This window comes from Micromonospora sp. WMMD1128 (genome assembly GCF_027497235.1).
Taxonomy (GTDB): domain Bacteria; phylum Actinomycetota; class Actinomycetes; order Mycobacteriales; family Micromonosporaceae; genus Micromonospora.
In genome coordinates, this window is the sequence record NZ_CP114902.1 from 2,483,165 (window position 1) to 2,505,354 (window position 22,190).

General features: G+C 73.6%; 14 protein-coding genes. 10 read left to right on the top strand and 4 right to left on the bottom strand.

The features are described 5' to 3' along the window. Positions 1 to 80: 80 nt before the first annotated feature. Positions 81 to 1,556, bottom strand: coding sequence for an arabinofuranosidase catalytic domain-containing protein (locus O7602_RS11390; RefSeq protein WP_281588569.1), 1,476 nt, complete (start codon positions 1,554 to 1,556; stop codon positions 81 to 83). A 246-nt stretch (positions 1,557 to 1,802) separates the two neighbouring features. Here O7602_RS11390 and O7602_RS11395 point away from each other — a divergent pair, with 246 nt between their 5' ends. Next, positions 1,803 to 3,029, top strand: coding sequence for a sensor histidine kinase (locus O7602_RS11395; RefSeq protein WP_281588571.1), 1,227 nt, complete (start codon positions 1,803 to 1,805; stop codon positions 3,027 to 3,029). Beyond that, entirely contained in the window at positions 3,017 to 3,679 is a 663-nt protein-coding gene (locus O7602_RS11400) for a response regulator transcription factor (RefSeq protein ID WP_281588574.1), read from the top strand. The genes O7602_RS11395 and O7602_RS11400 overlap by 13 nt, the downstream gene beginning before the upstream one ends. 51 nt (positions 3,680 to 3,730) lie before the next feature. On the opposite strand, the gene O7602_RS11405 is transcribed toward O7602_RS11400, so the two are convergent. Then, positions 3,731 to 4,891, bottom strand: a complete 1,161-nt coding sequence (locus O7602_RS11405) for a serine hydrolase domain-containing protein (RefSeq protein WP_281588575.1) — start codon at positions 4,889 to 4,891, stop codon at positions 3,731 to 3,733. Between the two features lie 326 nt (positions 4,892 to 5,217). Here O7602_RS11405 and O7602_RS11410 point away from each other — a divergent pair, with 326 nt between their 5' ends. The 7 genes from O7602_RS11410 to O7602_RS11440 all read left to right on the top strand — a co-directional run bounded on the left by O7602_RS11410 (position 5,218) and on the right by O7602_RS11440 (position 16,119). Continuing rightward, on the top strand, positions 5,218 to 6,003 hold the full coding sequence (locus tag O7602_RS11410) for a BTAD domain-containing putative transcriptional regulator (protein WP_281588576.1): 786 nt from the start codon (positions 5,218 to 5,220) through the stop codon (positions 6,001 to 6,003). Continuing rightward, on the top strand, positions 6,000 to 9,329 hold the full coding sequence (locus O7602_RS11415) for a type 2 lanthipeptide synthetase LanM family protein (protein WP_281588577.1): 3,330 nt from the start codon (positions 6,000 to 6,002) through the stop codon (positions 9,327 to 9,329). The genes O7602_RS11410 and O7602_RS11415 overlap by 4 nt, the downstream gene beginning before the upstream one ends. A 71-nt stretch (positions 9,330 to 9,400) precedes the next feature. Continuing rightward, a complete protein-coding gene (locus O7602_RS11420; RefSeq protein ID WP_281588579.1) occupies positions 9,401 to 9,652 on the top strand; it encodes a mersacidin/lichenicidin family type 2 lantibiotic in 252 nt (83 codons plus the stop codon). An 88-nt stretch (positions 9,653 to 9,740) separates the two neighbouring features. Then, a complete protein-coding gene (locus O7602_RS11425; RefSeq protein ID WP_281588580.1) occupies positions 9,741 to 10,019 on the top strand; it encodes a mersacidin/lichenicidin family type 2 lantibiotic in 279 nt (92 codons plus the stop codon). 94 nt (positions 10,020 to 10,113) lie between these two features. Beyond that, positions 10,114 to 13,461 carry a type 2 lanthipeptide synthetase LanM family protein gene (locus O7602_RS11430; protein WP_281588582.1) on the top strand — a complete coding sequence of 1,116 codons (3,348 nt, stop codon included), beginning with the start codon at positions 10,114 to 10,116 and terminating at the stop codon, positions 13,459 to 13,461. Continuing rightward, complete coding sequence (locus tag O7602_RS11435) at positions 13,454 to 13,948, top strand: hypothetical protein (RefSeq protein WP_281588584.1); 495 nt, start codon at positions 13,454 to 13,456, stop codon at positions 13,946 to 13,948. The genes O7602_RS11430 and O7602_RS11435 overlap by 8 nt, the downstream gene beginning before the upstream one ends. After that, positions 13,945 to 16,119, top strand: coding sequence for a peptidase domain-containing ABC transporter (locus O7602_RS11440; RefSeq protein WP_281588586.1), 2,175 nt, complete (start codon positions 13,945 to 13,947; stop codon positions 16,117 to 16,119). Before O7602_RS11435 ends, O7602_RS11440 begins: the two co-directional genes overlap by 4 nt. A 14-nt stretch (positions 16,120 to 16,133) precedes the next feature. On the opposite strand, the gene O7602_RS11445 is transcribed toward O7602_RS11440, so the two are convergent. Continuing rightward, on the bottom strand, positions 16,134 to 18,968 hold the full coding sequence (locus O7602_RS11445; RefSeq protein ID WP_281588588.1) for a BTAD domain-containing putative transcriptional regulator: 2,835 nt from the start codon (positions 18,966 to 18,968) through the stop codon (positions 16,134 to 16,136). A gap of 117 nt (positions 18,969 to 19,085) precedes the next feature. Further along, complete coding sequence (locus tag O7602_RS11450) at positions 19,086 to 19,901, bottom strand: hypothetical protein (protein WP_281588590.1); 816 nt, start codon at positions 19,899 to 19,901, stop codon at positions 19,086 to 19,088. A 347-nt stretch (positions 19,902 to 20,248) separates the two neighbouring features. On the opposite strand from O7602_RS11450, the gene O7602_RS11455 reads away from it, so the two are divergent. Then, a complete protein-coding gene (locus O7602_RS11455; protein WP_281588592.1) occupies positions 20,249 to 21,871 on the top strand; it encodes a cellulose-binding domain-containing protein in 1,623 nt (540 codons plus the stop codon). The last annotated feature ends 319 nt before the right edge of the window (positions 21,872 to 22,190 follow it).

The window sequence follows — 22,190 nt, forward strand, 5'->3', positions numbered from 1 at the left end:
GAGGGGCCTTTCGTGGTGGGACGGGCAGGTGGCGGGGTGCGGGCCGGGGCCGGGCGGAGGTGCTCCGCCCGGCCGGTGGCTCAGTTGCGCAGGCTCCACTGCTGGTTGGCGCCGCCGTTGCAGGCCCAGAGGATCAGCTTGGTGCCGTTCGCGGTGGCGGCGCCGTTGGCATCGAGACACAGGCCGGACTGCTGGCCGGTGATGGTGCCGTTGCTGTTGAGGTTCCACTGCTGGTTGGCCTGGCCGTGGCAGTCCCAGATGATCACCGTGGTGCCGTTGCTGGTGCCCTGCCCGTTGGCGTCGAGGCACTTGTTGCCGAACACCTGGAGTTGCCGCGCCGACGTGTAGGTCCAGCGCTGCATGGTCCCGCCCCAGCAGTCGTAGAGCTGCGTCTGGGTGCCGTTGGTGGTGGTGCCGTTCGGCACGTCGACGCAGCGTCCGGACTGGCCGCCCACGATCTCGACGTTCTGCCGGCTGCCGCCGGTGCTCGCCGCGTAACCGGCGGCGGTGATGTTGGCCTGGACCGCGTCCTCGGTGGCGCTCGACGGGTAGCCGGAGGTCATCACGCCTTCGTAGAAGGTGCCGGCTGCGCCGATGCTGTTGTCCCCGCCGATGCCGAGGATGATGGCGCCTTCCTTCTTCATCGGGTTGTAGCCGGAGGCGTTGGGGCGCTTGCCGTCGTAGAAGGTGGACAGGCCGCCGGACTGGGCGTTGCCGCCGCGGATCGCCCAGTGGTTGGGTTCGCCCTTGACGATGGCGGTCAGGAACCGGTGGCTGATGGACGGGTCGTTGGCGTTGTAGCCGGGGTTGACGCCGGAGAAGAGGCCGTTCTCCAGGTCGGCCATGATCCAGGGGCCGTTGCCGGTGCCGTACCCCCAGACCTTGATGTTGCCGAAGTAGATGGCCTCCATGGTGCCGTTGCCGTTGTCACGGCTGTTGGTTTCGGCGTTGCCGTAGTCGAAGCAGCAGCCGCCGTTGTAGTGGGTGCCGTCGAAGATGGCGTACATGCCTTCGGGTTGGTCGCCCTTGGCGATGCCGTTGGTGTTGTTGTTGCGGTAGCCGGTGCCCGGCGCCACGAAGACGCCGTACGCCTTGCGCCCGCCGAGCGTGACCGGGGCGAGTGTGGCGTCGGCGAGGTTGTCGTAGCCACCGGCGGCCGGGCCGGAGAACCCGCCGGGCGGGGCCTGGGTGAGGTGGTTGCCGCGGCCGGACTGGTCGTAGATGACGCTGATCAGACAGCTCGTGTTGGCGCAGAAGGAGTCCTGGGTGGCGGCGTTGGCGACGTCACCGGCGGCGAGCGGGGCGACGTCGCGGGTGGCGTTGTCGGACGCGCGTCGCAGCTGGTAGAGCGGCCCGGCGTAGGCGCCGTAGAGCGCGCGGGTGGTGCTGTGCGCGGCGACGCAGGGGGTGCCGCCGGAGGCGTAGATGTCGCAGGGGCCGGTCCCGGCGGCACGCGCCGCGGCGCTGGGAGCGACCACCGCCGCGGTGACCGCGACGAACAGGGCCAGGGGTGCGAGGGCGACGGCCAGGCGATGGCGACGGGTGGTGGGGCCCATCGATCCTCCTCCACGGAGATGACGACCGAGTTAACGCTAACAATTGCCCTTAGCGTGGCGTTCATATAGGCGACTGTCAACACGTCGGTCACCGGATGGATGCGACGCCGGGTGCGATCGAAGATCCAAAAGCTGCGATGTTAGCGCTCTCACGAGCTGCCGCCGGTACAGCAGGCTGTACTTTTCGCCGCCGGCGCTGCCGGCGGCGACCGCCGTGACCTATCGTGACGCCGGGGGTGGGCCGACGTGGGGTACGTGCGGAGGCGGGTCCGCGCCGCGGTGGACGCGCTTGAGCATCTCGTCGGCGGGTTGGGCACCGCGGTGCTGGCGTGGGGCGTGCTGCTCTGGGCGCTCACGGTGGCCGCCGCCTGCCTGGTCGGCGTCGGGCTGCTGCTGGCGCCCGGCGCGCTGCGCGGGGTGCGCTCGGTGGCCGACCGGGAACGCGCCCGGCTGTCCCGCTGGGGCGGCCCGCTCCCCACGCCGGGGCCGGCGCCGACCGACCTGCGCGCGGCGCTGCGCGACCCGGTCGTGCGGCGGGAACTCGGCTGGACCGCGCTGCACGCGCCCCTCGGCTTCGGCGCCGGGATCGTGGGCCTCGCGCTTCCGCTCACCGCCGTGCAGGACGTCACGTTCCCGCTGTGGTTCCGGCTGCTGCGACCCGAGGACGGCGCGCCGGGGATCGTCTGGTGGCGGATCGACGGACTGCCCGACGCCCTGGCGGTCGGGTTGCTCGGCCTGGCCGGGCTGGTCCTCGGCGTCGCGGTCGGCCCGGCGCTGGCGCGCGTCCAGGCGTGGCCGGGCCGGTGGCTGCTCGCCCCGCCACCCGGGGTCGACCTGTCGATGCGGGTCGCCCAGCTCACCGCCACCCGGGCCGCCGCGCTGGACGCGCACGCGGTGGAGCTGCGCCGCATCGAACGGTCGCTGCACGACGGCACCCAGAACCGGCTGGTCGCGGTGAACGTGCTGCTCGGGGCGGCGCGGCGGGCCCTGCGGCGGGACCCGACCCGGGCCGACGAGATCCTCGAACGGGCGCAGCACGCCGCCGAGCAGGCGCTCGGTGAACTGCGTACGGTGGTGCGCGGCATCCTGCCGCCGGTGCTCGACGACCGGGGGCTCGCCGGCGCGCTCGCCGGCCTGGCCGGCGGATCGACGGTGCCGTGCCGGCTCACCGTGGACGTCTCCGTGCGCTGCGCCGCCGCGGTCGAGGCCACCGCCTACTTCGTGGTGGCCGAGGCGCTCACGAACGTGGTCCGGCACAGCGGCGCGAGCGCGGTCGACGTCGCGGTGCGCCGCGAGCGGGACCGGCTGCTGGTGACCGTCTCCGACAACGGCCACGGCGACGCGGACGAGACCCGCGGGTCCGGCCTGACCGGCATCCGGCGGCGGGTCGAGGCGTACGACGGCCGGATGACACTGACCAGCCCCACCGGGGGGCCGACGAGAATGCACGTGGAGCTGCCATGCGGATCGTGATCGCCGAGGACGACGCGCTGCTGCGCGAGGGGCTGGCGTTGTTGCTGCGGGCCGAGGACCTGGACGTGGTGGCCACCGCCGGCGACCCGGACGAGTTCCTGGCCGCGGTCGACGCGCATGGGCCCGACGTGGCGATCGTCGACGTGCGGATGCCGCCCACCCATACCGACGAGGGTATCGTCGCCGCGGTCGAGGCCCGCCGGCGCCGGCCCGGCCTCGCCGTGCTGGTCCTCTCCGCGTACGTCGAGCAGGCGTTCGCCACCGAGTTGTTCTCGGTCGGCGCCACCGGGCTCGGCTACCTGCTCAAGGAACGGGTCGGGCGGGTCGAGGAGTTCCTCGGCGCGCTGCACCGGGTGGCGGCCGGCGGCAGCGTGATCGACCCCGAGGTGGTCGGGCAGCTGCTCGCCCGTAACCGCCGGGACGACGGCGCGCTGGCCCAGCTGTCGCCGCGCGAGCAGGAGGTGCTGGCGCTGATGGCGGAGGGACTCGGCAACACCGCGATCGCCGAGCGGCTGTTCGTCACCGAGGGCGCGGTGCACAAGCACATCCGCAACATCTTCGCCAAGCTGCACCTGCCGCCGGACGACCGGGCCGACCGCCGGGTCACCGCCGTGCTGCGCTACCTGAACGACGGCCGGCGCGCCGCCTGAGCGAGGCGACGCGCCGGCCGTGACGCGGTGCGGTGTGGCGTGGCGCGGGGGTCAGCGGGGCGTGGCGCAGATCGCCGCGTCCACGCTGTCCGAGACCGCCTCGGTCATCTCCAGCGAGGTTGGGAGCCCGGTCACCGCGACCACGGCGCTGCGTCCGTCCGTGGTGGCCAGGTTGCGCGTCTCGAAGCCCTGGATGTCGCCGCCGTGCCCCCAGGCGTGCCCGCCGCAGGGCAGGTCGTGCCGGGCGATGCCCAGCCCGTACGCCCAGACGCCGCCCGGCTCGAACTCCGGCGCGGGCACGGTCCGCATCATCGCGGCCTGCTGCGCGGGCTTGAGCAGCCGGCCGGCCAGCAGCGCCTCGAAGAACGTCCGCAGGTCGCCCGGGGTCGAGACGAGCTGACCGGCGGCCCAGCCGAAGGACGGGTCCATCTCGGTCACGTCGACCCACGGCGCGCCCGGCGCGACCGCCACGTAGCCCCGCGGATGCCGGCCGGCGAGGCGCTGCTCGCCGACGCCGGGCCAGGAGGTGCCGCGCAGCCGCAGCGGCTCGATGATCCGCCGGGTGATCTCCTCGCCGACCGGACGCTCGGTGACCCGCTCGACGATCAGGCCGGCCAGCACGTAGTTGGTGTTGCTGTACTCCCACTTCGCGCCCGGGGCGAACCGCGACGGCCGGGTCAGCGCCGCGTCCACCAGAGAACGCGGCTCGAGGTACGCGTGCGCGCGGTCCACCAGGTCCTGCGGCCCGGTGAACAGCACCTCGTCGTAGTCGGGCAGCCCACTGGTCTGCTGGAGCAGGTGGCGTACGGTGATCCGCCGCCCGTCGTTGCCGTGGCCCCGCACCATCCCGGGCAGGTAGCGCTCGACGGTGGCGTCCAGGTCGATCCGGCCCTCGCCGACGAGTTGCAGGACGACCACGGCGGTGAAGGTCTTGGTGTTGCTGCCGATCCGCACCGTGCCGTTCGTGGGCACGTCGCGGCCGGTCGTGCGGTCGCCGACCCCGGCGGTGTAGTCACGCACCCGGTGGCCGGTGCCCCGGACGGAGGCCAGCGCCCCGGGGAAGCCCTGGTCGGAGACCAGCCGGTCGAGGTGTCCCTGCACGGCGTCGGGCCGCCCGGCGTGGGTGGGCGCGGCGGACGCGGTGGGCACGCCCAGGGCGGTGGCGGTCAGCACGGCCACCGCGCCGGCGACCGGAAAGGTTCGGCGGTTCATCGCAACTCCTCGTCGGCGGGAAACGGGTACGGCTTCCAGCCTTGTCGGGCCGGCGTCCGTCCTCCATCCCGCCTGCTGCCGGAGCGATGGTGGCGCAGGCACTACCGACACCGTCGGGGAATGGCGGCAGCCATCAAGAAGCATCAATTGCATAGCAGGTCGACGTCGTCCACGCGCGCCGTTCGTACGCGCATTGTGCACGGGCTGTACGCGGGCCCCCGTAGCATCCCCGAACGCATTGATCTTCGTGGCGGCCGGGGGGCGGCCAGGTTCGCGGTCAGGGGAGGAGAAGCGATGGCGGTGCCAGGTGTGAGCGGTGCGAATCCGTGACGCGGACCCGGTTCTTCGTCCTGGGCCCGCTGCACGCCCAGGTCGGCGGCGAGTGGCTCGACCTCGGGCCGGTACGCCAGCAGGCGGTCTTCGCCCTGCTGCTGTTCAACGCCGGCCGGGTGGTGACCCCGACGTCGATCCTGGAGGGCGTCTGGGGCGGTGACGCCCCGCCGACCGGCACGAAGCTGATCCCGCCCTACATCTACCGGCTTCGGCGCACCCTGCGGGCGGCCTCCGCAGGTCCCGACGGGCCGGTGATCGACACCCTGCGCATCGGTTACCGCCTGCGCCTCGGCGGCGCCCGGATCGACCTCGGCGACTTCGACGAGGCGGTGGAGCGCGCCGCGGCGGCGGAGGCGTCCGGCGACCTGGCCGCCGCCGCCGCGACGCTCGCCGTGGCGGAGAAGATCTGGGCCGGTGAGCCACTCGCCGGCCTGCCCGGTCCGTACGCGCAGAGCCGCCGACACCATTTGCTGGAACGCCGCGTCGTGTGCCTGGAACACCGGATGGAACTGCACCTGCGGCTGGGCAACTTCCACGAGGCGATCCCGGCGCTCCTCGCGCTGCGTACCGAATATCCCCTGCGGGAGCGGCTGGCGATCATGCTGATGACGGCGCTCTACCAGGCCGGCCGGCAGGACGAGGCGGTCCACGTCTTCGGCGCCTTCCGCAGCCGCCTGGACGCCGAACTCGGCGTCGAGCCGACCCCGGCGCTCAGCGCCGCGTACACCTCGATGCTTCGCGGCGGTCTCGCCGCGCCGTCCGGTCCCATCCCGAGATGAGCCGCCCGGATCCGGGCGGCCGGCACGTGACGCGCGACGAACCGCGCAGTGAGGCGGAGCAGATGCACGACAGCACCGACCCGGTGCGGCCCGGGGACGCCGCCTGGTTCCTGGGGCACTCCCTGCGGGAGCGGCTGACCGGCCGGTCACCCGCCGGACCCGTCGACGTCGAGGTCGGCCGGATCCGGCTGAAGATGTGGCGGGACGAGCCCGTGCACACCAGGCGGCCCGACCTGATGGCGCGGCACCTGGCCGAGCACGGCCTCGACTCCGACGGCCTGGCCCGGATGCTGGGCGAGGCGCCGGAGACGGTCCGGGACCGGTTCGACGAGGAGCCCGGGTACGCGCGCCGGCTGACCGACGCCTGGCGCCGCCACCCACCGGCCGACCAGGGCGACGACGACGCCGCGGGGTTCGCCACGATCGCCGCGCCGCTCGTCGCGAGCGCCCGGGACCGGCTCCGGTCCCGGATCGACGCCCTCGTCGCCGGCCATCCACAGTTGACCGCGCCGGCGCTCGCCGCGCACCTGGGGCCCGGCCCGTCGGACACGCTCAACGGGATGCTGGCCCGCGTCATGGCGTTGGAGCTCAACGTGCTGCGCGTGCGCGGCGACCTGCCCGGCGACGACCCGCACGCACGCTTCCACCACTTCCTGCGCCGGCTGCGGCAACCGGAGCACGCGCTGGCCCTGCTGCGGGAGTATCCGGTGCTCGCCCGCGACCTGATCCGGGTGGTCGACAACTGGGAGGCCGCCCGGCTGGAGTTCGCGCGGCGTCTCGTCGCCGACCACGCCACCCTCGCCGACCGTTGTGGCGTCCCGGACGCCCTCGGCGACCTGGCCGGGGTCAGCTTCGGCGCGGGCGACAGCCACCGCGGCGGACGCTCCGTCGCGGTGGTGCGCTTCACCTCCGGCGTACGGGTCATGTACAAGCCCCGCCGCCTCCAGGTGGACCGGCACTTCCAGCAGTTGCTGCGCTGGCTCGACGAGCGCGGCGCGCAGCCGCCGTTGCGGACGTTCTGGGTGCTCGACCGCGGCGCGTACGGCTGGACCGAGTTCGTGGCGGGCGGACCCTGCGCCGACCGGGACGCGCTGAGCCGGTTCCACCGTCGGCAGGGCGCCCTGCTGGCCCTCCTCCAGACGCTCGGCGCGACCGACTTCCACCTGGAGAACGTGATCGCCGCCGGTGAGCACCCGATGCTCATCGACCTGGAGGCGATGCTGCACAACTGGCAGTGGGAGCGGCCGGCCGGTGACGACGATCAGGCCGGCTACCTCCAGGCCGTCGGGGTGGAGCTGATGAGCCGCTCGGCGGTCACCGTGGGGCTGCTTCCCGCCCCGGTGATCTGGACCGAGGGCAACCAGGTCAACCGCTTCGACATGAGCGGGATGGCCGGCGCCGGCGGGCAGTTGACCGCCCGGCCGGTGGCGGTCTGGGACGGCCTCGGCACCGACGAGATGCGCCTGGAGCGGCGGCGGGTGGCGCTGCCCGGCTCGGCGAACCTGCCCACCCTCGGCGACGGCGCGGTCGACGTGACCGAGTTCGCGCCGGAGATCGTCGACGGCTACCGCCGGCTCTACCGGCTGCTGCTGGCGCACCGCGACGAGCTGCTCGCCCCGGCCGGCCCGCTGGCGGCGTTCGCCGGGGACGAGGTCCGCGTGGTCGCGCGCGCCACCGAGTCGTACGTCCGGCTGCTCACCGAGGCGCACCACCCCGACCTGCTGCGCGACGCCCTGGACCGGGACCGCTGGTTCGAGAACCTCTGGGCCGGACACGACCGGCGCCCGCAGCGGGACGCGCTCGTCGCCGCGGAACTGGCGCAGTTGCACGCCGGTGACGTGCCGATCTTCGTGACCACGCCGTCGTCGACGGATCTGGTCGCCGGGGACGGGTCCGTGCTGCCGGGCGCGCTGCGGAAGACCGGGCTGGACGCCGTCCGGGACCGCCTCGCCGGGATGTCGGAGGAGCACCTGGCTCAGCAGAGCTGGATCATCGACGCCTCCCTGACCGCCCTGATCATGGGGGACGCGGGCACCTGGCGACCGCCGGCTTCGGCGAGCCCGGCGAGCCCGGCGCCCGGACCGGTCCCACCCGAACGGTACGTGGACGCGGCGCGCCTCGTCGGGGACCGGCTGCTGGCCACCGCGCTCGAGGACGGCGACCGGATCTGCTGGCTCGGCCTGGGCCTGGTCGCCGACCGGGTGTGGGTGCTCGGGCCCAGCGCCATGGACCTCTACAACGGCATCAGCGGCATCGCCCTGTTCCTCGGCCGGCTCGCCTCCGTCACCGGCGACCCGACCTACCGGCGGGCCGCCGACCGGGCCGCCACGATGATGCTCCGCGAGGCGCGGGCCTGGCTCGCCGCGCCGGTCGCCGAGACCCTCGGCGTCGGCGGCTTCGACCACCTGGGCGGCTCGGTGTACGCGTTCAGCCACCTCGCCGCCGACCTGCGCCGTGACGACCTGCTCGACGTCGCCACCCGGCTGGCCGCCGCGATGGTCGCGCACACCGCCGACAGCCGGGAGTACGACATCATCAGCGGCACGGCCGGCGGGCTGCTCGCCCTGCTCTCGCTGCACCGGATGACCGACGACCCGGACCTGCTGGCCGGCGCCGGCGCGATGGCCCGGCACCTGACCGGCGGCGCGTCCCCGGTGGCCGGCGGCCTCGGCTGGCTCGGCGCGCTCTCCGGCGACCGGCCCCTCGCCGGCTTCTCCCACGGCGCGTCCGGCATCGCCACCGCGCTTGCCCGCTGGGACCGTCACCGCGGCGTCGACGAGCATCGCGCGACCGTGGACGCGGCGCTGCGCTACGAACACACGGTCTACGACGACGCCGCCGGCAACTGGCGGGACCTGCGCCCGGACGCCCCGACGGGCGACGGCATGGTCGCCTGGTGCCACGGCGCGGCCGGGATCGCGCTGGCCCGCGCCGAGCTGCTCGGCTACGCCAGCGATGACGCGCTCGTCCGCGCCGACCTGCGGCACGCGCTGACGGCCCTCGGCGATCCGCGGAACCTGCTGCGCAACCACTCGATCTGCCACGGCGACCTGGGCAACGCCGAGGCCGGGTCGGCCGCGGCGGCGGTCCTCGGCGACGACGCGGCGGCCCAGCACGCCGCCACGGTCGCGGCCGGGGCGGTGGCGGACGTCGAGGCGGGCGCCTGGCGGTGCGGCGTACCCCGGGGCGTGGAGACGCCCGGGCTGATGAGCGGCCTCGCCGGCGTCGGCTACGCGTTCCTGCGCCGGGCGGATCCGGCGGGCGTGCCGTCGGTGTTGCTGCTGGAGCCGCCGCGTGACCATCGCGGTGCCATCGATCTGCCATAGGCCGGCCCTACGGTTCCGGCCGTGGAGGCCCACCCGGACACCATGCATCACCACTTCGATCGGAGACTCGTATGGACTACATCAGGGCGTGGAAGGACCCGGTCTACCGGGCGTCGCTCAGCGACGAGGAGCGGGCGGCCCTGCCGGCCAACCCGGCCGGCTTCGTCGAACTGAGCGACCAGGAACTCGACACCGCACCCGGTGGCACGTGGACCCCGACCCCGACCATCACCGCGGTCACCGGGGTCGCCGGCTGTTTCACCATCAACGGCACGGTCTGCAACGGCACCTGCGCGGCGCTGACCGTCGGCTGCTGCGGCTGACCGATCCACCGAGGCGGCCCGACGCGCCCCCGCCCTCCACGGCGCGTTCCGCCGCCGGCCATCGAAGAATTCACCGAGGAGAACCCCGATGAACATCGTGCAAGCCTGGAAGGACCCCGAGTACCGGGCGAGCCTGTCCGCCGAGCAGCTCGCGGCGTTGCCCGAGCACCCCTGCGGCGTGGTCGAGCTGGGTGACGAGGTGCTCGCGCACATCGCCGGCGCGCGCACCGAGTACCTGCTGACGCTCGGCTGCTGCGGCGGCTTCACCGCCCGCGAGACGCCGTGCGGCTCCTGCGGCGCCACCTGCGGCGGCACCACCTGCGGCACCTGCCAGACGCAGTCGACCTGCGGGCTGTGCACCGCCTGATCCATCCACCACACCGACGGCGCCCGGGCGTACGGGACGCGCCCGGGCGCCGTCGGACCCGCGAGACCCGACCGCCGCGCGAGAGAGAGCACCGATGACGCAGTCGCACCTGACCGGCGATGGACCGGTGGACGTTTCCCACCCCGACTGGTATCTGGCGTACTCCCTGTCGGAGCGGCTCGGCGCCGGGGCGCCGGTCGGTCCGGTGGACGAGGAGCGGGGCCGGCTGCGGCTGCGGCGGTGGCGGGAGGAGCCGGTCTTCGCCGGCGACTCGGAGCTGTTCGACAGCTGGCTGCGCGCGCTGGGCCTCGACGAGCCCGCCCTGGTCCGGGTGCTCGGGGAGATGCCGGAGACGGTCCGCAGCCGGTTCGCCGACGTGCCGGACCACGTGCGCACCATCGAGCGGGCCTGGCGCGACCACCGCCCCGGCGGGACCGCCGCCGACCAGGAGCACCACCACCACGACCACGAGCATGACCACGACCACGAGCACCGGCACGACCCGCACCCGCACGCGGCCTTCGTGGAACTGGTCCGCCCGCTCGTCGACGACGGGTTGCGCCGGGTACGCGCGGCCGTGCGCGAGGCGTGCGCCGCCGCACCGGGACCGCACGTCGACGCGGACCTACTCGCCGACCAGCTCTGCGACCCGCCCACCGCGGCGATCAACCTGCTGGTCGGCCGGGTGCTGGTGCTCGAACTCAACGTGCTGCGGGTCCAGGGACAACTGACCGGCCACACGCCGCAGGAACGATTCCAGGACTTCACCCGACGCCTGCGCGACCCCAAGTACGCCCTCGACGTCCTGATGGAATACCCGGTGCTGGCCCGGGACGCCACCGTCCTGGTCGACAACTGGGTCGACGCCCGGGTCGAGTTCGCCCGCCGCCTCGTCGCCGACCAGGCCGCGCTCGCGGACCGGCTCGGCGACCCGGCCGGGCTCGGCGCCGTGACCGGCGTGTCCTTCGGGGCGGGCGACTCGCACCGGGGCGGGCGCTCGGTCGGCTTCGTCCGCTTCGCCAACGGCGCCCGCGCCGTCTACAAGCCGCGCGGACTCCAGGTGGAGCTGCACTTCCAGCAACTGCTCGACTGGCTCAACGACCGCGGCGCGCAGCCGCCGCTGCGGACCATGTGGGTGCTCGACCGGGGCGAGTACGGCTGGTCGGAGTTCGTCGCCGCCGGGCCGTGCGCCGACCAGGAGGCGCTGCGCCGCTTCTACACCCGCCAGGGCGGCTACCTGGCGCTGCTGCACAGCCTCGCCGCCGTCGACTTCCACCTGGAGAACGTCATCGCCGCCGGCGAGCACCCGATGCTCGTCGACCTGGAAGCCCTGTTCCACCCCGATAGCGAGCACACCGACCGGCAGGTCGGCGTCTCGGTGGAGTCGTTCCGCACCATGCGCGAGTCCGTGCTCGAGGTCGGGCTCCTGCCCCGGCCGATCATCTACCAGGACGACGACGGCATCGGCGGGGTCGACTTCAGCGGCCTGGCCGGCACCGCCGGTCAGCTCACCCCCGCCCCGGTGGCCACCTGGGAGGAGTCCGGCACCGACCGGATGCGCCTGGTCCGCAAGCGGATCGAGATGGGCGGCGGGCAGAACCTCCCCAGCCTCGACGGCGCGACGCACCACACGCTCGACTTCAGCGACGACATCCTGGCCGGCTTCGACCGGACGTACCGGCTGCTGCACCGCCACCGCGACGACCTCCTGGCCCCGGACGGACCGGTCGCGGCGTTCGCCGGCGACGAGGTGCGGGTGATCCTGCGCGCCACCCGCACCTACGGCAACCTGCTCCAGGAGAGCCGGCACCCGGACCTGCTGCGCAACGCGCTGGACCGCGAGCGGTTCCTCAGCTTCCTCTGGCTCCAGGAGGACTGGCCCGGCGCCGAGACCCGGATCGCCGCCGCCGAGCAGGCGCAGCTCAGCCGCGGCGACATCCCCATCTTCGGCACCACGCCCGCCTCGCGTGACTTCGTCGCCGGGGACGGCACGGTCATCGCCGACGTGCTCACCACCAGCGGCCTGGACCGCTCCCGGCAGCGCATCGGCGGGCTCTCCGAGGCGCACCTGGCCCAGCAGACGTGGATCCTGCGCAGCTCCCTGGCCGCGCTGACGATGGGCGTGGAGAGCCAGGGCCAATGGTCGCAGTACCGGGTCACCGCCGCCACCACCCCGGCCCCCGCCGACCGGTTCCTCGCCGCCGCCCGCGCCGCCGGAGACCGGCTGCTGCTGACCGCCGACGCCGGCGACGACTCGCTGGCCTGGCTCGGGCACACCCTGGTCGCCGACCGGATCTGGCAGCTCGGCCCGGTGGGGATCGACCTCTACAACGGGCTGTCCGGGATCGCGCTGTTCCTCGGCCACCTCGGCGAGGTCACCGGCGAGCAGCGGTTCCGGGCGGCGGCCGAGGTCGTCGCGACCATGCTCACCCGCCAGGTCGACCTGCTCGACGAGACGCCGAAGGCGAACCTGGAGAAGTTCACCGTCGGCGCGTTCAACGAGCTGGGCGGCCCGCTGTACGCGCTGAGTCACCTGGGCGCGCTGTGGCGGCGGGAGGACCTGCTCGACGCCGCCGAGCGGATCGTGCCGGTGCTGCTGCACCTCGCCCCCGCCGACGACGCGTACGACGTGATCAGCGGCTCGGCCGGCGCCATCCTGGGGCTGCTGGCGCTGCACGCGGCGCGCCCGTCGCCGCACCTGCTCGACGCGGCCGGCACGTTCGCCGCCATCCTGCGCGCGAAGGCCGAGCCGGCCGGTGACGGGATCGGCTGGGCCGGCTCGGTGAACCCCAGCCGTCCGCTTGCCGGCTTCTCGCACGGCGGCTCCGGCATCGCCGTCGCCCTGGCCCGGCTGGACCGCGTCCTCGGTCACCGCGACCACCTGCCGCTGGTCGAGGGCGCGATCCGCTACGAGCGCTCCGCCTTCGACCCCGAGCAGACGTGCTGGCTCGACCTGCGCGACACCACGCCGGACGGATACTCGATGATCGCCTGGTGCCACGGCGGTCCCGGGATCGCGCTCGCCCGCGCCGACCTGGCCGGCTACGTCGACGACCGCGAACCGGTCGAGCGTGACCTGCGCGACGCCCTGGCCGGCATGCTCCGCTTCGGGTTGACCGGCGAGGTCATCACCGGCACCGGCAACCACAGCATCTGCCACGGCGACCTCGGCAACATCGAGGCGGTGCTGGCCGCCGCCCGGGTCCTCGGCGACGCCGCCGCCGCCCGGCAGGCCGAACTGGTCGCGGCGAGCATCCTCGACTACATCGACCAGGACGGCTGGCTGTGCGGAGTCCCGCTCGGCGCGGAGACGCCCGGCCTGATGAGCGGCATCGCGGGAATCGGCTACAACCTGCTCCGCCTGGCCGCGCCCGACCGGGTCCCGTCGGTGCTACTCGTCGAACCGCCACGACCGGCCGGGGAGCGTGACAACCGTGGCTGAAGCGCCGATCTGGCCCTACCGTCCACAGGCGCTCGCGACCTACCACCACCGCCCGCCCGGCGAACCGGCCCGGCGTACGATCCGGTCCTCGCGCCGGCCGCTCGTCGCGCTCGCCGCCCTGCTGCTGGTCTGCGTGGGGTTCGCGGCGGTCACCCGGGTGCCCAGGGCGGTCGACGGCGCCGTCCTGAGCGCCGACGGGCCGCACCTGGTCGCGGTGTTCGCCGGCCGCGTCGACCCGGCGCCCGGCGCCGAGGTCACCCTCAACCAGGACACCGGACGGACCACGGTGCGCGTGGTCCGCTCGGAGATCGTCGACGACGAGGCAGCCGCCCGGCGCTGGCGGATCCCCACCGAGGCGGCCCGCCCGGCCACCGTCGTCCTGCTGTCCGGCGCGCCCGCCGGTCGCGCCTACGGCCGGCTCAGCCTCGTGGTGGCCGAACCCACCCTGCTGCAGATGCTGCCCGAGGTCACCGGGGCGCTGCGGTGAGCGGGACCCCGCCCCGGCCGCGCCGCCGGGTGCCGGTGATGCTCCAGATGAGCGCCACCGAGTGCGGCGCCGCGTGCCTCGCCATGGTCCTCACCCACCACCGCCGCTGGACCTCGGTCGCCGAGTGCCGCGACCGGCTCGGCGTCGGCCGCGACGGCGCCACCGCGTTGCAGATGGCCCAGTTCGCCCGCGAGAACGGCATGCGGGCCCGCGGCGTCAGCGTCGACCTCGACGCGCTGCCACAGCTCGAACTGCCCGCGATCGTGCACTGGAACTTCCGCCACTACCTGGTGCTGGAACGCTGGGACAAACGTGGCGCGGTCGTCGTCGACCCGGCGATGGGCCGGCGGCGGCTGAGCCGGGAGGAGTTCGGTGCCGGTTTCACCGGCATCGCCATCGAGCTCACCCCCGACGAACGGTTCGCGCGTCGCCCCGGACCGGGCCGGCTGGCCTCGCTGCGGTTCGCCCACGGCATGCTCACCTTCTCCCGCCCGCTGCTCGGCCTCGTCCTGCTCGTCTCGCTGCTGCTGCAACTGGCGGTGCTGCTGCCCGCGCTGGTGACCAAGTTCGCCGTCGACGTGGTGATCGGGCAGGGGCAGGTGGACGCGCTCACCGTCCTCGGCGCCGGAATGGTGCTGCTGCTGGCGGTCCAGGGCGTCGGCACCTACACCCGGGGCCTGGCGCTCAACGTGCTGCACGCCCGCATGGACGACACCATGATGCGGCGCTTCTTCGACCATCTGCTCGCCCTGCCGTACTCCTACTTCCAGCTCCGCAGCAGCGGCGACCTGCTCATGCGGATGTCCAGCAACACCGTCATCCGCGACATGCTGACCAGTCAGACCATGTCGCTGGTCCTCGACGGGCTGTTCGTGGTCGCCTACGTCGGCCTGCTGCTGGCGCTCACCCCGCTCTACGCCGCGCTGGTGCTGGGGCTGGGCCTGGCCCAGCTCGCCGCCATCGTGGCCACCTACCGGGCCATGCGCGAACGTACCCACCGCGACATCGCCGCCCAGGCCGACGAGCAGAACTACGCGGTCGAGGTGCTGGCCGGCGCCGAGACCGTGAAGGCGATGGGCGCCGAGCAGCAGGTCCTCGGCCGGTGGTCCGGGCTGTTCCAGAGCCGCCAGTTCGCGTCCCTGCACCGCCGCCGCCTGGAGACCGGCGTCGAGGCGCTGCTCACCGCGTTCCGGATGGGCTCGCCGATGCTGCTGCTGTGGGTCGGCGCCCACCAGGTCGTGGCCGGACGGATGTCGCTGGGCACCATGCTGGCGCTCAACGCGCTCGCCGCCGCGGTGCTCACCCCGCTGATGGGCCTGGTCAACACCGCCCGGCAGTTGCAGACCGTCGGCACCCACCTGGAACGGATCCGCGACGTCATGGACGAGGCCGTCGAACAGGACGCGTCGACGAGCCGCCCGACGCGACGCATCACCGGCCAGGTCACCCTCACCGGCGTCGGCATGCGTTACAGCACCAACGCGCCGTGGGCGGTACGCGGCATCGACCTGGCCGTCCCGGCCGGCGCGAAGGTGGCACTGGTCGGCCGGACCGGATCCGGCAAGACGACGCTGGCCAAGACCATCATCGGGCTGTACGTGCCCACCGAGGGGGAGGTCCGCTTCGACGGCCGCCTCCTGCAGGACCTCGACTTCCGGGACCTGCGCCGGTCGTGCGGCATGGTGACGCAGGAGCCCGCCCTGTTCGCCGGCTCGATCCGCGACAACATCTCGCTCGGCCACCCCTCCGCCACCTACGAGGAGGTCGTCCTCGCCGCGCAGCGCGCGCAGATCCACGACGAGATCATGATGATGCCGATGGCGTACGAGACGCAGCTGACCGAGGGGGGCGGCGGGCTCTCCGGCGGGCAACGGCAACGCCTCGCCCTGGCCCGCGCCCTCGTGCACAACCCGCCGCTGCTGCTGCTCGACGAGGCGACCAGCCACCTGGACGTGGTCACCGAACGCCAGGTGGACGAGGTGCTCACCGCGTTGTCGTGCACCCGGATCGTGATCGCGCACCGGCTCAGCACCGTGGTCAACGCCGACCTGATCGGGGTGATGGAGGACGGGCAGCTGGTCGAGCAGGGCACCCACCAGGAGCTGATCGCACACGGGCGCCACTACGAGGCGCTGATCCGCGACCAGCTCCAGACCGCCCGACCCGGTTGACCGGGCCCGCCGGGTCAGCCGGGTGGCAGTCCGGCCAGCCGTCCCCGTATCTCCTCGGCGGCCGGATCACCGAGGTCGTCATAGATCCGCAGCGCCCGCTGCCACGCCTCGACGGCCCCGGTCACGTCCGCCATCGCCGCGCGGGCCTCACCGAGACGGATGAGGGTCAGCGCCTCGTGGAACCGGTTGGCCGACTCGACGAAGTGCCGGACCGCCTGCTCGTAGCAGGCCGCGGCCCGGGCCGGGTCGCCGAGCCGGTGATAGGCGAAGCCGAGACTGTCCAACGTCGACGCCTGCCCCACCCGGTCACCCGATCGTCGCTGCCGGGCCAGCGCCTCGGTGCAGTCGACGACCGCCTGCCGGTGGTCGCCGGTGAGCGCGTGCAGATAACCCTTGTTGTTCAACGCCCGCGCCTCGGCGTAGTCGTTGCCGATGAGGCGGGACACGCGCAGCGCCTCCACGCTGTGCCCGAGCGCCTCCGCCAGCCGGCCGGTCTGGGTGCAGAGCTCGGTGCGGTGCCGCAGGATCAGCGCGAGACCGTCCAGGTCGCCGAGTTGCTCGTACAACTCGATCGCCCGCCGCAGGTGGTGCTCGGCCGTGTCCTGGTCGCCCAGGCGCATCAGGGCGCGGGCCAGCATGCGTCGGGCCAGCGCCTGCGCCCCCAGGTCACCGACCCGTTTGGCCGCGTCCAGCGCCACCCGCTGGACCGCCAACTGGTCCTGAAAGAGGCCACGGGGCGCGAGGTAGGCGGCCAGCGCCCAGGCGAACTGGCCGGTGTGCCGCTCGAAACCGGTCGCCGCGGTCTGCCGCAGCACCCGCAGCAGGACGAACCGTTCGGCCTGGAACCACGCCTCCGCCGCGGCCCGGTCCGACATCGGCACCGAAACGTCCGTCGGCTGCGGCGGCATCGGCCCGACCGGCGTCCACGTCGGTTGGAGCAGCGCCGCGGCGGAGAGCCCGACGCGCAGGTAGTGGTCGAACATCCGGTGTCGGGCGTCCCGCCGTTCCTCCGGCCGGTCGTACGACTGCGTCAGCTCGACCGCGTACGACCGGAGCAGGTCGTGCAGCGCGTACCGGTCGGGTCGGTGCTCGGTCAGCAGGTGCAGGCGGGTCAGCTCCGCCAGCAGCGGCGCGACCGCGGCCCCGGGGCCACCGACGAGCGCGGCGACGGCGTCACCGGTCAGGTCCGGACCGGGGTGCAGGCCCAGCAGCCGCAGCAGCCGGGCCGCGTCGGCGCTCAACGCCCGGTAGGACCACGAGAAGACCCGCCTGACGTCGCCGCCGGCCAGCAGCCGCAGCCGGCTGTCGGGCGAGCGTAGCTGGGCCGCCACGGCGTCGAGGGGAAACGCCGGCCGGGCGGCGACGCGCGCCGCCACGATCGAGAGGGCGAGCGGTAGCCGACCGGTCGACTCGATCATCTCAGCGGTCGCCGCCGGGTCCGCGGCGACCCGGCCGTCGCCGAGCCGGCGGCGCAGCAGCAGCGTCGACTCGCCGGCGGTCAGCACCCCGAGCGTCACCGGTCGGGCACCCTCCGCCGCGGCCAGCCCGGTGAGCTGGTCGCGGCTCGTCACCAGCACGGCGCACCGGCCCGCACCGGGCAGCAGCGGGCGCACCTGCGTGGCGTCCCGCGCGTTGTCGAGCAGCACGAGCATCCGGCGCGACGCCAGCAGGCTGCGGAACAGTCCGGCCCGGGCGTCGATGCTGCTCGGCATCCGACCCGTCGGCACGCCGAGCGTCTCCAGGAAGGCGAGCAGGGCATCGGCCGGGAGCACCGCGTCACCGTCGTCGTAGCCGCGCAGGTTGACGTACAGCTGGCCGTCCGGGAAACGGTCCACCGCGTGGTGCGCCCAGTGCAGCGCGAGCGTCGTCTTGCCCACGCCGGCCATGCCGCTGACGGTGACGATGTTGACGGCGCCGGGCTGCTCGATCCGGCGGCCGAGCGCGGCGTCGAGCACGGCGATCTCCGCGCCGCGACCGACGAACCCGGCGACCGCGAGTGGTAGTTGGCGCGGCGGCACGACCGTCGCGCCGGCCGGCACCATCGTCGCGCCGGCCGGCACCACTGTCGCCCCGGCCGCCCCGGTCGTGGCGGGCCGCTGCCCGAGGCGGTGGTGCAGGATGTCGTCGTGCAGCCGGGTGAGTTCGGGGCCCGGATCCATCCCGGTCTCCTCCACCAGCACCTGCCGGGCCTGCCGGAACGCCGCCAGCGCCCCGGACACGTCACCGAGCTGGTAGAGACCGGTCATGAGCTGGGCCCAGGCGCGCTGCCGCAGCGGGTGACGGTCGAGCAGCGCACGCAGCCTCGGCACCACCCGGGCCGCGTCGCCAAGCGACAGTCCCGCCGCCGCGGCGTCCTCCTCGACCAGCAGCCGCCGCTCCTCCAGCCGGTCGACCCGACCGGCGAGCACCCGGGGCAGCGGAAGGCCGCTCAGGGCCGGCCCGCGCCACAGGCCGAGCGCGTCCGCCAGCTCCGGTTGCGCCCCCGCCGGGTCACCCGCCGCCAGCGCCGCCCGGCCCCGGGCCGCCGCCGCGTCGAACCGGTCCAGGTCCCGTTCGCCGGGTCCGACCCACAGCAGGTAGCCGCCCGGCGTGGTACGGATCCGGTCCGTGCCGGCCGCACCGCCGAGAACCATGCGCAGGCCACGCAGGTAGGTGCGGATGTTGGCCGCGGCCGAGGCGGGCGGTCGGTCACCCCAGACCATCGCCGCCAGCTCGTCGGCGGGGATCGCCTCGCCCGGGCGCAGCAGCAGCGCCGCCAGTACCAGCTGTTGCTTCGCCGATCCGAGCGCGACCAGGACGCCGTCCTTCGCCAGCGTCAACGGCCCGAGCAACGCGAAGTGGAGATGCATGGTCATCGCAGCGTACGGCGAGCGGACCACCCCGGCTCGGCGGTCCCATTTCCGGCGTGCGTTAAGAAGGGCCCCCGCCTCTACCGAATGCGTTAAGCGGGGGCCCCTCCTTACACCTCAGTTCAGGCCGCAGGCGGCCAGCGCGTCCAGGTTCGGGCGCTGCGCGCCGACCCGGTTGAACGCGATCTCGATCCGGTCGAGCGCGGCGCCACGCTTGTCCTTCAACGGCCCGAGGATGGCGTTGTCGATGAAGGCCGGCCCGCCCTCCGGCCGGACCGCGAGCTGGGCCAGCCGGGCGTTCGCCTCGGCGATCTGCTTGTCCAGGGCGGCCAGCTCGGCCTGCACCTGACCGGCCGCCGCCGCGGGGACCGCGGCGAGCTGTACGCCGGGGCAGTTGACGGTCCGGGCCTGCCCGGGCGCCGCCGCACCGTTCTGCGCGCCGCCGTTCTGGCCAGCGCCGCCGTTCTGGCCAGCGTTGCCGTTGACGGCGCTCGGCACGCCGGCGGCGTTGAGTCCGCAGGTGGCAAGCGCGTCCAGGTTGGGGCGCTGCGCGCCGATCCGGTTGAACGCGATCTCGATCCGGTCGAGCGCGGCGGTGCGCTTGCTCTTCAGCGGGCCGAGGATGGCGTTGTCGATGAAGGCCGGCCCGCCCTCCGGCCGGACCGCGAGCCGGGCCAGCCGCTCGTTCTGCCGGGCGATCTCCTGGTCCAGGTTGGCCAGTTCCCGTTCCACCTCGGCGTTCGCCGCCGCGGGCACCGCGGGCAGCTTGTCGCGTACCGTCGGGCAGTTGACGGTCTGCGCGGCGGCCGACGCGGCCGACCCACCGTTCTCGTCGGCGGACGCCAGCTGGAGCCCGCCGGCGAGCAGGAGCGCCGCGAGGGCGCCCACCCCACCGAGTTTCAGGACCGCGTTGTTGCGCGTACCCCTGGCCATGCACCTCTCCTTTGGTTGACCTGGAGGGCCGGCGCGGCGTGCGTGCCGCTCCGCCACTCCGCGGTGCGAAGTGAGACGCAGGAATCGTGCTCGTGCCCGCTCCGGCATCGCGGTTCCGGACGATGTCCCTGTCGGGCATGGGTACGGGCGCGGCGGCCGGATCGTTCACCGTCCGCTGATCCGATTGACCGCATCGAGGTACGTCAGTAGTCTGCGCTGAAAGCGCTTTCTGCGCGAGAGGCGCGCGAGGGGACTGGCGTCCGGGCTGGAAGGCCAGCCGGCGACACCGACAGGGCATCGGTGTCGATGTCGGCTTGGCACCGTACCACCACCCGCAGGAGAACCTCATGATCAACCGACAGCGCCGTACGGCGTTGTGGACCTCCACCGCCGCGGCGGCGACGCTCGTCGCCTCCGGCCTGGCCCTCGGCGCGACCGCCGCCCAGGCGGCGCCCGGCTGCCGGGTCGACTACACGGTGGCCGCGCAGTGGTCCGGCGGCTTCACCGCCAACGTCAACCTCACCAACCTCGGCGACCCGCTGAACGGCTGGACCGTCACCTGGTCCTTCGGCGCCGGACAGACCGTCAGCCAGGCATGGAGCGCCGACATCACCCAGACCGGCGCCTCGGTCCGGGCCGCCAACGTCAGCTACAACGGCAGCCTCGGCACCAACGCGACCACGTCGTTCGGCTTCAACGGGACCTGGAACAACGCCAGCAACCCGAAGCCGACGTCGTTCGCGGTCAACGGCGTCACCTGCGGCGGGGCGATACCCACCGACCCCGGGGGGACCAACACCCCGCCGCCGGGACCGACCACCGCACCCCCGCCGCCCACCACTCCGCCGCCGACCACGCCGCCGCCCACGACTCCGCCGCCGACGACCGGAGCGGTGTACGCCGCGCCGAACGGCAGCGCGAGCGCGCCCGGCACCCAGGCCAGCCCCACCACGATCGCCGCGGCGATCACCCGGGTCAGCGCGGGCGGCACCATCTACCTGCGCGGCGGCACCTACAGCCTGGCCCAGACCGTCACCATCGCCGCCGGCAACAACGGCACCGCGAGCGCCCGCAAGAATTTGTACGCCTACCCGGGCGAGACGCCGATCCTCAACTTCTCCGCGATGGGCGAGGACTCGGCCAACCGCGGCCTCGCGTTGAACGCGTCCTACTGGCACGTGCGGGGCATCGTGGTGGAACGCGCCGGCGACAACGGCATCGCCGTCGGCGGCAGCAACAACATCATCGAGCGTACGGTGACCCGGTTCAACCGCGACACCGGCCTGCAACTGTCCCGGATCTCCTCCAGCACTCCGCGCGACCAGTGGCCCGCCAACAACCTGATGATCAGCGTCGAGTCGCACGACAACGCCGACTCCGACGGCGAGGACGCCGACGGGTTCGCCGCCAAGCTCACCGTCGGCAGTGGCAACACGTTCCGGTACGCGGTCTCGCACAACAACATCGACGACGGCTGGGACCTCTACACCAAGACCGACACCGGCGCGATCGGGCCGGTGACCATCGAGGACTCGCTGTCCTACAACAACGGCACGCTCAGCAACGGCACCCAGAACACCAACGGTGACCGCAACGGCTTCAAGCTCGGCGGCGAGGACATCGCGGTCAACCACACCGTGCGGCGCACCATCGCGTACCGCAACGGCAAGCACGGCTTCACCTACAACCGGAACCCGGGCTCGATGACGATCTCCAACAACCTGAGCATCGACAACGGCGAGCGCAACTTCTCGTTCGACGCCGGCACCTCGGTCTTCCGGAGCAACACGTCCTGCCGCAGCGGCAGCGGCTCGAACGACAAGACGGTCGGCAACGTGGACAGCTCGAACCAGTTCTGGTCCGGCTCGAACGGCTCCCGCTGCTCCGGCTGGTCGGGCGCGCTCGGCTGGTCGTTCGCCTCGGACGGGCGCCTGGTCGTGACGTTGGGCGGCCGGGTGGTCTCCCTGTAGCCCCTTCCCCTGGTGCCATCTCGTCTCACCGCCGTCCCGTCGGTCCCATCGACGGGCGGCCGCGGGGTGGTCTGCTCTCCAGCCGGGTCTCGTGCGCGGCGATCGTTTGGCCAGTGATCGGCACCAGTTCGGTGGAGTGGTGGTATCGCCAGTGGTCGGATACCGCCACTTCACCGAACTGGCGTCCGGCCTACCGATGTCTCCCCGACACCACGGGCATCAAGACGGGGCAAATGGGTGCAAGGTGGGGCCTGTTTTACCGGTCAGATCGTCCAGTGGCCCGAATCGTGGCACGGACCGCCCCCCTCCGCGCGGCGGT